The following is a 15,975-nucleotide window of genomic DNA, read 5'->3' on the forward strand; positions in this document are numbered from 1 at the left end:
GAAATAGCCGGCCATTCTACCTGGAATCACGTTTGACGCCAAACCACTGATGATACCAACGGGGCATTAATTGATCCCGCAGGCTGAAAACCTGCACGCTGCCCTGCTCTATCCTGATGCTGATTTGCCCTGACTGCCCGGTATCCAGCCAGTGAAAACCGGCGGCGTGATAGGCTTCCACGACCCGTTTTGCAGGCATACGCCATGCATTGTAGCGCGCCAGAGAGGCGATGGCGGTGTGACCTGCCGCTTTGCGCAGCAGCAGTGAGGTGGACGAAGTGCGACTGCCGTGGTGCGGCACCTGCAGGATATCGACTTTCAATCCCTCCTTTTCCAGGGCCACCAGCTGACGCTCCGCCCTGGCTTCAATATCGCCGGTTAACATCAGCCGCACCTGACCATCATCAACAATCATCACGCAGGAGTCGTTGTTTCCACCGGGTAAAGGGGCCGTCAGCGGCCAGATGACCCGAAAAGTGAGCTGTCGCCAGCGCCACTGCGTGCCACGCACACAGGGTAAGTGCGTCCTGTCCGCCAGCGCACTTCTGATTTCAGCTGCGGGCCAGCGCTTTTTGATCGCATCCAGCCCGCCGGTATGATCAAGATGTTTATGGCTGAGGATCACCTGCTTCAGGCGCAGCTGCCTGCGCTCCAGCCACGGAATAATCACCCGACTGCCTGCATTATCGTTCTGCCAGCGTGGCCCGGTGTCATAGATCACCGCCTCGTCGCCCTGGCTGATCACCAGGCTCAGTCCGTGTCCGATATCCAGCATATCGATACGCCAACCCCGTTCCTGATTGGGCTGGCGACTGAGTATCATCGCCAGGGCTATCGCGCTGCTGCTCACAGGAAAAGCGAAAAAGAGCTGCGCGCGCCAGAGGATCAGGCCGCCCCAGACCATGACCGTAAACCAGGTTGTGCCACTCAGTGGATACCAGCCCGACGGCAGCTGCTTCAGGCAGTAAAACAGCGCTCGCAGGGAAAGATCGGCCGCGCTCCAGAAGAAGCCGGAGAGCTGTGTGACCGGCAACAGCATGGCGAGCGTCATCAGGGGCATGGTAATGAATGAGACAACCGGAATCGCGACGAAATTTGCCATCAGGGCCGTCAGGCTGATGCCGTTAAAAATCGCCACCTGCAGCGGTACCATTAAAATCATCATGCCTGCCTGCAGATGCAGCAGCTGAAGTGGCAGCCAGCGTCGTTGGTGCCGAAGCGCGGCCGGCAAGGGAAACCAGTGATACCAGACCAGCAGCATGCCGACAGCCAGTACCGAGAGCCAGAAACTGTCAGAGAGTACGGTTAAGGGTTCTGCCACCAGCAGCAGTGCAATACAGAATGTCCAGACCTGCCAGCTGTTCAGCTGAATACCGGCAGTCCGGGTTATTCCCCATAGCGTCAGGGCAAGCAATGAACGCTCTGCGGGCGGCTGCGCCCCTGAAAGCCAGGTATAGAGTGCGGCGAACAGCCAGCTCACGATGAGAGGAAAAAGATAGCCGACACAGCGGACTGGCAAAAAGAACTGCACGCCGCGCGCAATCAGCCAGCCGGTGCTGGCCGCTAAGGCGATGTGCATACCGGAGATCGCCATCAGGTGCGCAGTGCCCGTCTCCCGCAGAAGCTGACGTGTCTGCTGGCTCATCTCATCACGAACGCCAAACGCCAGCGCTTCCAGCGTCGCCCGTGAAGCGAGGCCTCGGGTGTTCTCCCGATGCCCCAGAATAAACCGCCAGCGCGCGTCACAGCGCTCATCAATTGCGACCTGCTTCAGGATCCGACCCTGTAGCGGCGTATTGTTAGCGAGTGCGAAACGCTGGGCATCAAAATCGCCTTCGTTGAGACGGGCATGGACCGGACGCAGACGCAGTTGCATCGTCCAGCGCTGTCCGGGACAGTAGAGCGCTGAGTCAGCATCGAAATAGATCCAGGCAAAGCGCGGCGGAAATATCCTCCTGCCCTCTTCTTCCAGCAGGCGAACCTGAATTTGCCTGCGCGCCTGGCGCAGTTCAGCGATCTGAATCGTGTAGCTCCTGGTACGTGCAGAGAAATGTTCAATGTCCCGCACCATCAGACGGGCGTCATAGCACGCCCAGCTCAGAAGCAGCAGCGTGATACCGATCAGACGAACGGGCTGATAAGGAGAATGCAGCAGCGCCAGACCGGTAAGAAGGAACATCAGTATCATCTGGCCTGAAGGCAGCCGGGCCATCAGCAGTAGCGGCAGTGTGGCCACAATCGTCAGTCGCGCCAGAACAGTCCATGTCAGCATAATCATATCCATCGGGTCAGTTCGGTAAGTCTGAACCCCTCAGGAGAAAGTAACAGGAGAGAATTGCGCTGGCCCGAGCGGGCTCGCAAAAAACTTGCGATGGATAGCGTCAGATGAGAACAGCATGGATAGCCGATCGCAAACAGGATAGCGGGCAAAAAAAAACGACATCCGGAGATGTCGTTTATCGGGTTCGGTATCGGCTTAGCCGTAAATATTTGCGCGATCGCGCAGCTCTTTGCCTGGCTTAAAGTGAGGAACGTATTTACCTTCCAGATCCACTTTGTCACCCGTTTTCGGGTTACGCCCGGTGCGCGGAGCGCGATAGTGCAAAGAAAAGCTGCCGAATCCCCGGATTTCGATGCGCTCACCCTGTGCCAGCGTCGTGGCCATGTGCTCGAGCATCTCTTTTACTGCATCCTCAACGACTTTCGCCGGTATATGAGTATGCTGTCCCGCCAGTCTTTCAATCAGTTCTGACTTGGTCATGTAACCTCCGGTTTATCCCTCAGGGAAAGTATGACAGCTTTTACCGAAACCGGGTGGTTGCCCACCCGGTGCTTCAGGTCGATTACTCGCCTTTAGCCGCTTTGAACGCTTCAGCCATCGCGTTAGAGAAGTTGCCTTCTTCCTGTTTGGTGTTAACAGTGTTGATAGCTTCTTTCTCATCAGCCTGGTCTTTCGCACGGACAGACAGGCTTACGACACGGTTTTTACGATCAACGCCGGTGAACTTAGCTTCAACGTCGTCGCCAACGTTCAGAACCAGAGTAGCGTCTTCAATGCGGTCCAGTGAAGCTTCAGAAGCGCGCAGGTAACCCTCAACGCCGTCTGCTAATTCAACTGTAGCACCTTTAGCATCAACTGCAGTCACTTTACCGGTGACGATCGCACCTTTCTTGTTCAGAGTGATGTAGTTGTTGAACGGATCTTCTGCCAGCTGTTTAACGCCCAGAGAGATACGCTCGCGCTCTGCATCAACCTGCAGTACAACGGCAGCGATTTCGTCGCCTTTTTTGTACTCACGAACGGCTTCTTCGCCAGTCGCGTTCCAGGAGATGTCAGACAGGTGAACCAGACCATCGATGCCGCCGTCCAGGCCGATGAAGATACCGAAGTCAGTGATTGACTTGATTTTACCTTCAACACGATCGCCTTTGTTGTGCGTCTCAGCGAACAGCTGCCATGGGTTAGATTTACACTGCTTCAGACCCAGGGAGATACGACGACGCTCTTCGTCGATGTCCAGAACCATAACTTCAACCACATCGCCTACGTTAACAACTTTAGACGGATGGATGTTTTTGTTGGTCCAGTCCATTTCAGAAACGTGTACCAGACCTTCAACGCCTTCTTCGATTTCCACGAAGCAGCCGTAGTCAGTCAGGTTGGTCACACGACCGGTCAGGCGGGTGCCTTCCGGATAGCGTTTAGCGATAGCAACCCATGGATCTTCGCCCAGCTGCTTCAGACCCAGAGAAACACGGGTACGCTCGCGGTCGAACTTCAGCACCTTAACGGTGATTTCGTCGCCAACGTTAACGATTTCGCTTGGATGCTTAACGCGCTTCCACGCCATATCAGTGATGTGCAGCAGGCCGTCAACGCCGCCCAGATCAACGAATGCACCGTAGTCAGTGAGGTTCTTAACGATACCTTTAACTTCCATGCCTTCCTGCAGGTTTTCCAGCAGCTGATCGCGCTCTGCGCTGTTTTCAGATTCGATAACGGCACGACGTGAAACCACGACGTTGTTGCGTTTCTGATCCAGCTTGATTACTTTGAACTCAAGCTCTTTGCCTTCCAGGTGCAGCGTATCGCGCACCGGACGCACATCAACCAGTGAACCTGGCAGGAACGCACGGATACCGTTCAGCTCAACTGTGAAGCCGCCTTTAACTTTGCCGTTGATAACACCGGTAACAGTTTCAGCGTCTTCGTAAGCTTTCTCCAGCGTGATCCATGCTTCATGGCGCTTAGCTTTCTCACGGGACAGCAGGGTTTCACCGAAGCCGTCTTCCACTGCATCCAGAGCAACATCAACTTCGTCGCCAACCTGGATTTCCAGTTCGCCGGCTGCGTTCTTGAACTGCTCTGCAGGGATTGCAGATTCAGATTTCAGACCCGCATCAACCAGAACGACATCTTTGTCGATAGAAACGACGATGCCACGAACGATAGAACCCGGGCGGGTTTCGATTGTTTTTAAGGATTCTTCAAATAGTTGAGCAAAAGATTCAGTCATATTGATAATCTTCAGGATTCTTCAATTTAACGTCCATCTGACTTCATGTCGGATGGGGTTGTTTCACATGCCCTGCACCGGATCCGTGGTACAGGGTTATTAATTCAGTTAAGCCGGGATGCCCAGCTTTTCGCGGGCATAGTGTAGCGCTTTTTCAATGACCTGGTCGATAGACATCTCAGTCGAGTCTAATACCAGTGCATCGCCAGCGGCGACCAGAGGCGCAATTGCGCGGTTACGATCGCGGTCGTCGCGCTCTTTTATCTCGGCTAAAAGGCGGTCAAAGTTAACATTAAAGCCCTTTTCCTGCAACTGTAGCATACGGCGCCGGGCGCGCTCTTCCGGGCCGGCATCCAGGAAAATTTTCACTGGCGCATCCGGGAAAACCACGGTGCCCATGTCCCGGCCATCCGCAATCAGACCCGGCATCTCGCGGAAACCACGCTGGCGGCGCAATAGTGCTTCGCGCACCCGGGGAAAGGCAGCGACACGGGAAGCGGTGTTGCTCACCTCCTGCGTACGGATCTCGCCGGTGACATCCTCCCCTTCCAGTATGACCTGCATTTCACCCTTTTGAGAGACAAAGCGCACATCAAGGTGTGCAGCAATCGGCACTAACGCCTCTTCCGAATCGATATCCACCTGATGATGCAATGCGGCTAACGCCAGCACGCGATAAATAGCACCGGAGTCCAGCAGATGCCACTGCAGCGATTCTGCCATGGCTTTGCACAGGGTTCCTTTCCCCGCGCCACTTGGCCCATCGATAGTTATGACCGGGGCAGTTACTGTCATTATTCCCTCCTGTTGCTGCGTGCTTCATGGCCTGAAGGCCACCCTTTATGGTTAGCATTATACGCTGCATAGCCGTGCTTGGTTACCCTTTCGCACTGAGCGGCTGGGAAAATTTAGTCAAATAAGAGGATATCCGGGCGATTAAAGCCAGATTAAATCAGGGAAAATCCGGTGCGGGAACGCACCGGAGAAGGTCTGTCAGGCGCGCTGGCTGATTTTCTCAAGCTGCACAAAATAGTCCGGGAAGGTTTTTGCCGTACAGCCTGGATCAAGAATGGTGACCGGCGTATCAGAGAGCGCCACCAGAGAAAAACACATCGCCATACGGTGATCGTTATAGGTGCCAATATCCGCATGAATCAGTGTCGCTGGCGGCGTGATGCGGATGTAGTCATGGCCCTCTTCGACCTCTGCGCCCACTTTACGCAGTTCAGTGGCCATCGCGCTCAACCGGTCGGTCTCTTTTACCCGCCAGTTATAAATATTACGTAACTGCGTTGTCCCTTCTGCAAACAGTGCCGTGGTCGCAATGGTCATCGCCGCGTCCGGGATATGGTTCATATCCATGTCGATCGCCTGCAGTTTTCCGGCGGTGCAGGCAATATAGTCATCGCCCCACTCAATGCTCGCGCCCATCTTTTCCAGCACGTCAGCAAAACGGATGTCACCCTGCACGCTGTTACGTCCGATCCCGGTGACCCGAACCGTTCCGCCTTTGATCGCGGCGGCGGCCAGGAAATAGGAGGCGGAAGAGGCGTCGCCTTCGACCAGGTAATCCCCTGGCGACTGATACTGCTGCGCACCTTTGATCAGGAAGCGTTGATAGTTCTGATTTTCAACGTCGACGCCAAAGCACTGCATCAGATTGAGCGTGATGTCGATGTAGGGTTTTGATACCAGATCGCCTTTAATGGTGATGCAGGTGTCCTGCTGAGCCAGCGGCGCAGTCATCAGTAGTGCCGTCAGGAACTGACTGGAGACGCTGCCATCCACACTGACGTCACCGCCGGTAAACCCCCCGCGTAAACGCAGCGGCGGATAGTGTTCGTTTTCCAGATACTCAATGGCCGCTCCACCCTGACGAAGCGCATCCACCAGATGGCCGATTGGGCGCTCTTTCATGCGTGGTTCGCCGGTCAGTTCGACATCGTGCTGACCCAGGCAAAGTGCTGCGGCCAGCGGGCGCATTGCGGTTCCGGCATTTCCCAGAAACAGCGACAGCGGTTGTGCGGCGTGCAGCGCGCCGCCATTCCCCGTCACTTCACACACGGTGCGATCGTCTGAAAGCGTATAGCTGACGCCCAGTGCGGTCAGCGCATTCAGCATGTGTTTTACATCATCGCTGTCGAGTAAATTGGTGAGTCGGGTGGTACCTTTTGCCAGTGCAGCCAGCAGCAGTGCACGATTGGAAACACTCTTGGAGCCAGGCAGATTTACCGTGCCGTCGACGCGCGCAATCGGTTGGAGAGTCAGGGAGTCCTGCATGTGAAACGAAATCCTCAAAAAATACAGAGACCTCGTCGCAGGACGAGGTCTGGCATCAGCATCAGTGCTGATATCTTATCGGTTAGCCGTGACGGCGTTCAAAATCGACCATGAAGTCGGTCAGGGCCTTAACACCTTCCAGCGGCATCGCATTATAAATAGAGGCGCGCATACCACCTACTACACGATGTCCTTTAAGCGCATGTAATCCATTCTTAAATGACTCTTCCAGGAACAGCGCATCCAGTGAGGCATCGGCCAGCTGGAAAGGAATGTTCATCCGCGAGCGGTTTTCTGTCGCCACATCATTGCGATAGAAGTCGCTGCCATCAATCACACCGTAAAGCAGGTCAGATTTTGCCTGATTGATGCGATCAATTTCAGCTACACCGCCTTTCTCTTTCAGCCATTTAAACACCAGACCCGAAAGGTACCAGGCAAAAGTCGGTGGCGTATTAAACATGGAGTCGTTATCGGCCAGAACTTTGTAATCAAGGATAGAGGGAACAGAGCTGTGTGCCTGACCCAGCAGATCTTCGCGTACGATGACCAGCGTCAAACCAGCCGGGCCCACATTCTTCTGCGCGCCGGCATAGATCACACCATAACGGCTGACATCAATCGGACGTGAAAGAATGGTAGAGGAGAAGTCAGCGACCACGGTTTTGCTGCCAAAATCGGGCTGTTCATCAATAGCGATGCCGTCGATGGTCTCATTCGGACAGTAGTGCAGGTAAGCGGACGCTTCGCTGACGGCCCATTCGCGCATCGGTAGAATGGCACGTTTACCGTCACGGGTTGTTTTGACATCCAGCGTGCGCGGGGAGCAATACTTTTCCGCCTCTTTAATGGCACTGTGCGCCCAGTAACCGCCATCAACATAGTCGGCCGTTGTCGCTGAACCCAGCAGATTGCCCGGCACGGCAGCGAACTGCGCACGTGCGCCCCCATGACAGAATAAAACTTTGTAACCGGCCGGGATTTTTAGCAGATCACGGAAGTCCTGTTCGGCTTCCTCAGCCACCTGAATAAACTCTTTACTGCGGTGACTGATCTCCATTACAGAGGTACCCAGACCGCGCCAGTTCGTCAGTTCCTGTTCTGCACGACGGAGCACTTCTACCGGTAGCATCGCCGGGCCAGAGCTAAAATTATAAACCTGCGTCATTTCCCCTCACCACTGTCATATCGAACGGTTATGAATAATCATCCGGTTTTATCACTGCATTCTGATAGCTGCAATCATAAATCAGGAGGCGGTCACATTTTCTGACTCTGCCGCGCCGGATGTTATGTTACCAATGCAAACCTGCACGAAATTTTGTGAGGCGCCGTTCAGCACGATAAAAGTGCGTCTGGCCGGTAAAGCGAAGTAATGGAAAACTACGGCGGTAAATTTATCCCGCCCTGATAGCGGTCTTCAGGCAAAATCCGTATCATGGCGCGCTTTACGCACCCTATGACAACTGAGAGAGCGGCACTATGACGCAAACATTTATCCCGGGCAAAGATGCCGCACTGGAAGACTCCATTGCGCGTTTCCAGAATAAGCTGCAGGATCTTGGCTTTAATATTGAAGAAGCTTCCTGGCTGAATCCTGTTCCCCATGTCTGGTCTGTGCATATTCGCGACCGCGATTGCCCGCTCTGTTTTACCAACGGCAAAGGCGCCAGTAAAAAAGCGGCGCTGGCCTCCGCGCTGGGCGAATATTTTGAGCGTCTCTCAACGAACTATTTCTTTGCTGACTTCTGGCTTGGAAAAAAGATCGCGAACGGCGATTTTGTTCACTATCCCAATGAAAAATGGTTTGCTGTCCCTGAGGATGAATCCTTACCTGAGGGGATTCTGGACCCGCGTCTGCGCGCCTTTTACGATCCAGACCAGGCGCTGACGGCGTCCGGATTAATCGATCTGCAGTCTGGTAATGCTGAACGGGGCATCTGTGCCCTGCCGTTTACCCGCCAGTCCGACCAGCAAACCGTTTATATCCCGATGAATATCATTGGTAACCTCTATGTCTCGAACGGCATGTCGGCGGGTAACACGGCCAATGAAGCGCGTGTTCAGGGGCTCTCTGAGGTGTTTGAGCGCTACATCAAAAACCGTATTATTGCTGAAGCTATCAGCCTGCCGGCGATCCCGGATGAGGTGATGCAGCGCTACCCTGACGTGATCGAAGCGATTGCCCGTCTTGAAGCGGAAGGTTTCCCGATTTTCGCCTACGACGCCTCACTGGGCGGTAAATATCCGGTGATTTGCGTGGTGCTGTTTAACCCGGCCAACGGGACCTGTTTTGCTTCCTTTGGGGCGCATCCCGATTTTGGCGTTGCGCTGGAGCGTACCGTCACCGAACTGCTGCAGGGCCGAAGCCTGAAAGATCTGGATGTGTTTACCCCACCGACGTTCGACGATGAAGAAGTCGCCGAGCACGCCAACCTTGAAACCCATTTCATTGATTCAAGCGGCCTGATCTCCTGGGATCTGTTTAAAGAGACGGCGGATTATCCCTTTGTGGACTGGTCCTTCGCAGGCAGTACTGAAGAGGAGTTTGCCACACTGATGGCGATCTTTGCTTCAGAAGATCAGGAAGTCTATATCGCTGACTATGAGCATCTGGGTGTCTACGCCTGTCGCATCATCGTGCCTGGCATGTCTGATATCTATCCGGCAGAAGACCTCTTCCTGGCAAATAACAGCATGGGAGCGGGCATACGTGAAACCCTGCTGGCACTGCCTGACAGCAACTGGAATCCGGAAGAGTATCTCGATTTAATCGGGCAACTGGATGACGAAGGTTTCGATGACTTTACCCGCGTCCGCGAGCTGCTGGGTCTGGCCACCGGTAAAGATAACGGCTGGTCGACGCTGCGTATCGGTGAATTAAAGGCGATGCTGGCTCTGGCGGGTGGCGATCTGGAGCAGGCTCTGATCTGGACAGAGTGGACAATGGAATTTAACAGCTCTGTCTTTACGCCAGAGCGGGCAAATTACTACCGCTGCCTGCAGACCCTGCTGCTATTAGCGATGGAAGATGAGCGTGACCCGCTGCAATACCATCATGCCTTCACGCGGATGTATGGTGAAAGCGCAGTGGAAGCCGCCTCGGCCGCCATTAGTGGTGAACAGCCGTTTAACGGACTTCAGGCGGTTGATGATGAGCTGCTGGCATTCCCGGCTCATCAGTCTCTGCTTGCGGCTTACGAAAAACTGCAAACGGCCAAACGCCGCTACTGGAAAAACGCGTAATTCCTGACGCGTCAGCGGGTCGATAGTCGATCCGGCATGGCACTGCATTTACCGGGTGCCATGCTATTTTCTTTTCATGAAACATTAGCTGCATTAAATCCCTTTCCCGCAACATCCCATTGTTTTATTTAACATACGGATGACCAATAAGTTACAAACGCCATTCCGGACAGGCAATCACAGACCTGACATTAAAATAATCCTGCATATTTTAAAAAAAATTTAATGCAATAAATTCAATATATTACAAAAAAAATCATTCAGTTTTCCTGTGACAAAATGGTTACCGTTCTGGCAAACATGATCCACATCAATTACTTGCTACTACTCCTTTGTTACTATTTTTTCAGACAACTTCTGGAGTAAGTTAGTGTGAAAACTGACAACCCTTTTAATCTATTACTTCCGGCCGCAATGGCAAAAGTTGCTGAAGATGCCGGAATTTATAAAGCCACCAAACACCCCTTTACCACTTTCTTTCTGGCGTTAACCGCTGGCGTATTTATCTCAATCGCATTCGTTTTTTATATCACAGCCACCACCGGCAGCGGCACCATGCCCTATGGCATAGCCAAACTGATTGGGGGTATCTGCTTCTCACTCGGCCTGATGCTGGTCGTCGTGTGTGGTGCCGATCTCTTCACATCGACGGTCCTCATCGTTGTGGCCAAAGCCAGTGGACGTATCAGCTGGGGTCAGCTGGCACGTAACTGGATCAACGTTTATGTCGGTAACCTGGGCGGTGCCCTCTTCTTTGTCGCCCTGATGTGGTTTGCCGGACAACATATGGTTGCTAACGGTGCCTGGGGATTAAATGTGCTGCAGACCGCCGATCACAAAATGCACCACACCTTTATTGAAGCGGTCTGCCTGGGCACATTGGCTAATCTGCTGGTCTGCCTCGCGGTCTGGATGAGTTATTCCGGCCGTAGCCTGACCGATAAGCTGGTGGTGATGATTCTGCCCGTTTCGATGTTTGTAGCCAGTGGTTTCGAACACAGTATCGCCAACATGTTTCTGATCCCCTATGCCATTACTATCCGCGACTTTGCGACACCCGAGTTCTGGCAGGCGGCAGGGGCGACGGCAGCACAGTTTCACTCACTGACCGTCACTCACTTTATTCTCGACAATCTGATCCCCGTAACCCTGGGTAACATCATTGGCGGCGGCGTTCTGGTGGGTCTGACTTACTGGGTGATCTATCTCCGTAAAGGTGACCCGGTACACTAAACGTATTTTTGATGGCACAGCCCATCCGCTGTGCCTGACCGTAACAGTCTCTTCATCTAAGGCAGGTATAGTATGACCGAACTTAATGCAAAACTGGCCACAGCATGGGAAGGATTTGCTGAAGGCGAATGGCAGAATAGCGTCAACGTGCGCGATTTCATTCAGAAGAACTACACCCCTTATGAAGGTGATGAGTCATTCCTGGCGGGTGCAACTGAAGCCACTACCAAATTGTGGGAAAGCGTGCTGGAAGGGATCAAAATTGAGAACCGCACCCACGCGCCTGTCGACTTTGACACCGATCTTGCTTCAACCATCACCTCACACGACGCTGGCTACATCATCAAGCCACTGGAAAAAATCGTAGGTCTGCAGACTGAAGCCCCTCTGAAGCGCGCCATTATTCCTTACGGCGGCATCAAAATGGTGGAAGGCTCATGCAAAGTTTATGGCCGTGAGCTTGATCCTTCACTGAAAAAAATCTTTACCGAATACCGTAAAACCCACAACCAGGGTGTGTTCGACGTCTATACACCCGACATCCTGCGCTGCCGTAAATCCGGTATTCTGACCGGTCTGCCGGACGCGTATGGTCGCGGACGTATCATCGGTGACTATCGTCGTGTCGCGCTCTACGGCATCGATTTCCTGATGGCGGATAAATTCGCACAGTTCACCTCACTGCAGAACGATCTGGAGAATGGCGTAAATCTCGAAGCAACGATTCGTCTGCGTGAAGAGATTTCCGATCAGCACCGTGCGCTGGCGCAGATCAAAGAGATGGCGGCAAAATATGGCCACGATATTTCCGGCCCGGCCACCAACGCTGCCGAAGCGGTACAGTGGACCTACTACGGCTATCTGGCCGCCGTGAAATCACAGAATGGTGCTGCGATGTCCTTTGGTCGCGTATCCACCTTCCTGGATGTCTACATTGAGCGTGACCTTAAAGCCGGTAAGCTGACAGAAGAACAGGCCCAGGAGCTGATCGACCATCTGGTGATGAAACTGCGCATGGTCCGCTTCCTGCGTACACCTGAATATGATGAGCTGTTCTCAGGCGACCCAATCTGGGCCACTGAATCCCTGGCCGGTATGGGTGTTGATGGCCGTACACTGGTCTCAAAAAGCACATTCCGCTTCCTGAACACCCTCTACACCATGGGACCGTCACCCGAGCCGAACATGACCATTCTGTGGTCAGAGAAACTGCCGATTAACTTTAAGAAATTTGCCGCGAAGGTCTCTATCGACACCTCATCCCTGCAGTATGAGAACGATGACCTGATGCGTCCGGATTTCAACAATGATGACTACGCCATTGCCTGCTGCGTCAGCCCGATGATTGTCGGCAAACAAATGCAGTTCTTTGGCGCGCGAGCCAACCTGGCGAAAACACTGCTCTATGCAATCAACGGCGGTGTTGATGAAAAACTGAAAATGCAGGTGGGCCCGAAAGGCGACAAAATCAGCGACGACGTGCTGAATTTCGACACCGTCATGGAGCGTATGGATCACTTCATGGACTGGCTGGCAAAACAGTATGTGACCTCGCTGAACATCATTCACTACATGCATGACAAGTACAGCTACGAAGCGGCACTGATGGCCTTACACGACCGGGACGTCTATCGCACCATGGCATGCGGTATTGCGGGACTCTCTGTAGCGGCGGATTCACTTTCCGCGATTAAATATGCCAAAGTGAAACCTATCCGTGATGAAGACGGCCTGGCAATTGACTTCGATATCGAAGGTGAATATCCGCAGTTCGGTAACAACGATCCGCGGGTGGATGACCTGGCCTGCGATCTGGTTGAACGCTTTATGAAGAAAATCCAGAAGCTGACCACCTATCGCAATGCCGTGCCGACTCAGTCTGTCCTGACCATTACGTCAAACGTGGTATATGGTAAGAAAACCGGTAACACCCCGGATGGACGCCGCGCTGGTGCACCGTTCGGACCAGGTGCTAACCCGATGCACGGTCGCGACCAGAAAGGTGCGGTAGCGTCACTAACCTCCGTTGCGAAACTGCCGTTTGCCTATGCGAAAGATGGTATCTCGTACACCTTCTCCATCGTGCCGAACGCGCTGGGTAAAGATGATAACGTGCGGAAAACCAACCTTGCCGGTCTGATGGATGGTTACTTCCATCATGAAGCCAGCATCGAAGGCGGTCAGCATCTTAACGTTAACGTGATGAACCGTGAAATGCTGCTGGACGCGATGGAGCATCCTGAGAAGTATCCACAGCTGACCATCCGCGTTTCCGGTTATGCTGTTCGCTTTAACTCGCTGACTAAAGAGCAGCAGCAGGATGTGATTACCCGTACCTTTACTCAGTCACTGTAATCACCGCCCTACCCGCTTGAAAAGGCTCCTCGCGGAGCCTTTTATTTAAAAGTCTGTTCTGGTGGTCGTCTCTGTGAAGGTGTCCACCAGAATCGATTTTTTGCCCTGAGCGCAACAGAGATTGCGCCGTCTGTTACGGCAGACTCACTGGAGAAAACATCGCAATGTCAGTTAACGGTCGTATCCACTCATTTGAATCCTGCGGCACCGTCGATGGTCCCGGCATCCGCTTCATTACCTTCTTCCAGGGCTGCCTGATGCGCTGCCTTTACTGTCACAATCGAGATACCTGGGATACCCATGGTGGCAAAGAGATCAGCGTCGAGGCCCTGATGGCGGATGTGCTCTCCTATCGCCATTTTATGAACGCCTCTGGCGGTGGCGTCACGGCATCCGGAGGCGAAGCCATTCTTCAGGCTGAGTTTGTGCGCGACTGGTTTCGTGCCTGCAAGGCGGAAGGCATTCATACCTGTCTCGACACCAACGGTTTTGTCCGCCGTTATGATCCGGTGATCGATGAACTGCTCGACGTGACCGATCTGGTGATGCTCGACCTCAAGCAGATGAATGACGATATCCACCAGATTCTGGTGGGCGTGTCGAATCATCGCACGCTGGACTTTGCCCGCTACCTGCAGAAAAAAGGCAAACGCACCTGGATTCGTTTTGTCGTGGTGCCTGGTTATTCCGACGATGATGATACTGCGCACCGGCTGGGTGAATTCACTCGCGACATGGAGAATGTTGAGAAGATTGAACTGCTGCCTTACCACGAACTGGGTAAGCACAAATGGATTGCGATGGGGGAAGAGTACAAACTGGATGGCGTGAAGCCGCCCAAGAAAGAGACAATGGAGCGGGTAAAAAATATTCTTGCCAGCTACGGACACGAAGTCATGTACTAAGCCATTTAATGCCAGAAAAGGGAGCCAGTGGCTCCCTTTTTGTTACTCCGCGATCAGGCATGCGCCACTGGCGTGGCATGATGATTCGCTTTACGCAGCAGCATTACCAGATAGATCAGCGCCACCGTCGCAATCATGATAAACAGTGAGCGATCAGAGTAATTCTGCATCAGAACAGAGGTCATCGCCGGTCCCGCCAGACTGCCGACGGTATAACTCAGTAGCAGCGCCTGATTCATGGCAACCAGCTCATGGTGTGACACCGTCTCACAGGCCCAGGACATCGCCACCGGATAGAGCGTAAAGCCCGCGAGGCCGAGCACAAACAGCGACGGTGCCATTGCGGCATTGGCCAGCATCGCCATCGCCCCCAGGATAACCACAAAGACCTGCACCCGTAGCACCAGCATGCGACCAAAGCGGTCAGCCAGACGACCGATGGGCCACTGCCCCACAATCCCGGCACTGACCAGTAACGCCATCCAGTAGCCCACGTGAGCATCACTCATTCCCTGATGCGACAGGTAAAGCGGCATCAGACCGTAAAGTGAACCTAAGACGATACCAGAGATAATGCAGCCATTGATGCCAAGGCGCGAACTGCGGCGACGAAGCATAGGCCAGATGCGGGCCGGTACGGGCTCTGCCGCTTCAGCGCTGGCGGAGACGCGGGTGAAGACCAGCGGCAGTACCGCGCAGAACACCAGCGACGTGACCCAGGGGATCACACTCAGCAACTCTGTTGAGAGTCTGCTGACCAGCAACTGACCGGCCACCGTGCCCAGGTAGTAGACGATCATATAGGCTGCCAGAAGCTGGCCGCGGTTACGCACCGTTCCGCTGCAGAGTAGCGCACTCTCAACCACCACCCACATCAGCGCACAGCCCACGCCCGCAATAAAGCGCAGCGAACTCCATGCCCAGAAGCCTTCAAGAGTCGCAAGGCAAAGCGTGGCGACAGCAAAGAGTCCGGTTGCCAGGTAATAGCTGCGATTAAATCCGTAGTGTCTGATCAACCAGCCAGCCAGCAGCGTGCCTGCGAGATTACCGGTGTAATAAGAGGAGCTTACGATGCCCACCTGCCAGGTTGTCAGTAAGTCATGGGTCAGCCACAGTGGAACCAGCGTATTCAGTACGGCGATGGCTACGGTCATTAACATCAGGCCGCAAAGCAGCAAAATCACAGGGCGTGACCAGGTTGACATAGGGGATCGAAACCAGAACAGATAAAGGGAAATTGCGCGCAGTTTGCCACTGGCTTTTTTAAAGTCAATGGGTGCCATTTATCAGCAGCACATTTTGCTGCTCAACCATTTAATTTACTAATCTTCAGTGGGTTACAATCCGACAGGGCATCAGGAACTCAAATGCTATCCCTATGAAAATACAGATTTTTAAGCATTACGGCCCATCTGCTGTCGATAACGTTTATTTGTGAT

Annotated in this window: 11 protein-coding genes; 4 read left to right on the forward strand and 7 right to left on the reverse strand. The window is 53.6% G+C overall.

Features of this window, described 5'->3' with window-relative positions; genetic code table 11:
* Positions 1-16: 16 nt before the first annotated feature.
* The 6 genes from OJ965_RS14675 to serC all read right to left on the reverse strand — a co-directional run bounded on the left by OJ965_RS14675 (position 17) and on the right by serC (position 7,965).
* Positions 17-2,272, reverse strand: coding sequence for a DNA internalization-related competence protein ComEC/Rec2 (locus tag OJ965_RS14675; protein ID WP_265136623.1), 2,256 nt, complete (start codon positions 2,270-2,272; stop codon positions 17-19).
* A gap of 204 nt (positions 2,273-2,476) precedes the next feature.
* Positions 2,477-2,761, reverse strand: a complete 285-nt coding sequence (gene ihfB, locus OJ965_RS14680; RefSeq protein ID WP_003849360.1) for an integration host factor subunit beta — start codon at positions 2,759-2,761, stop codon at positions 2,477-2,479.
* An 82-nt stretch (positions 2,762-2,843) separates the two neighbouring features.
* Positions 2,844-4,517 carry a 30S ribosomal protein S1 gene (gene rpsA, locus OJ965_RS14685; RefSeq protein ID WP_009091109.1) on the reverse strand — a complete coding sequence of 558 codons (1,674 nt, stop codon included), beginning with the start codon at positions 4,515-4,517 and terminating at the stop codon, positions 2,844-2,846.
* Between the two features lie 108 nt (positions 4,518-4,625).
* Positions 4,626-5,312, reverse strand: a complete 687-nt coding sequence (cmk, locus tag OJ965_RS14690) for a (d)CMP kinase (protein ID WP_009091111.1) — start codon at positions 5,310-5,312, stop codon at positions 4,626-4,628.
* A gap of 198 nt (positions 5,313-5,510) precedes the next feature.
* Positions 5,511-6,797, reverse strand: a complete 1,287-nt coding sequence (aroA, locus tag OJ965_RS14695) for a 3-phosphoshikimate 1-carboxyvinyltransferase (RefSeq protein ID WP_265136638.1) — start codon at positions 6,795-6,797, stop codon at positions 5,511-5,513.
* An 82-nt stretch (positions 6,798-6,879) separates the two neighbouring features.
* Entirely contained in the window at positions 6,880-7,965 is a 1,086-nt protein-coding gene (serC, locus tag OJ965_RS14700) for a 3-phosphoserine/phosphohydroxythreonine transaminase (protein WP_009091114.1), read from the reverse strand.
* 314 nt (positions 7,966-8,279) lie between these two features.
* On the opposite strand from serC, the gene ycaO reads away from it, so the two are divergent.
* The 4 genes from ycaO to pflA all read left to right on the forward strand — a co-directional run bounded on the left by ycaO (position 8,280) and on the right by pflA (position 14,536).
* Positions 8,280-10,043 (forward strand): 30S ribosomal protein S12 methylthiotransferase accessory factor YcaO, encoded by a 1,764-nt coding sequence (ycaO, locus tag OJ965_RS14705; protein WP_111207948.1) that lies wholly within the window; start codon positions 8,280-8,282, stop codon positions 10,041-10,043.
* 372 nt (positions 10,044-10,415) lie between these two features.
* Entirely contained in the window at positions 10,416-11,276 is an 861-nt protein-coding gene (gene focA, locus OJ965_RS14710) for a formate transporter FocA (protein ID WP_009091118.1), read from the forward strand.
* Positions 11,277-11,348: 72 nt separating this feature from the next.
* Positions 11,349-13,631 carry a formate C-acetyltransferase gene (pflB, locus tag OJ965_RS14715; protein ID WP_009091120.1) on the forward strand — a complete coding sequence of 761 codons (2,283 nt, stop codon included), beginning with the start codon at positions 11,349-11,351 and terminating at the stop codon, positions 13,629-13,631.
* A 164-nt stretch (positions 13,632-13,795) separates the two neighbouring features.
* A complete protein-coding gene (gene pflA, locus OJ965_RS14720) occupies positions 13,796-14,536 on the forward strand; it encodes a pyruvate formate lyase 1-activating protein (protein ID WP_009091122.1) in 741 nt (246 codons plus the stop codon).
* Between the two features lie 53 nt (positions 14,537-14,589).
* Here pflA and OJ965_RS14725 read toward each other — a convergent pair whose 3' ends face one another.
* On the reverse strand, positions 14,590-15,741 hold the full coding sequence (locus tag OJ965_RS14725; protein ID WP_009091124.1) for an MFS transporter: 1,152 nt from the start codon (positions 15,739-15,741) through the stop codon (positions 14,590-14,592).
* Positions 15,742-15,975 lie beyond the last annotated feature (234 nt).

The organism is Pantoea anthophila, from assembly GCF_026104315.1.
Taxonomy (GTDB): domain Bacteria; phylum Pseudomonadota; class Gammaproteobacteria; order Enterobacterales; family Enterobacteriaceae; genus Pantoea; species Pantoea anthophila.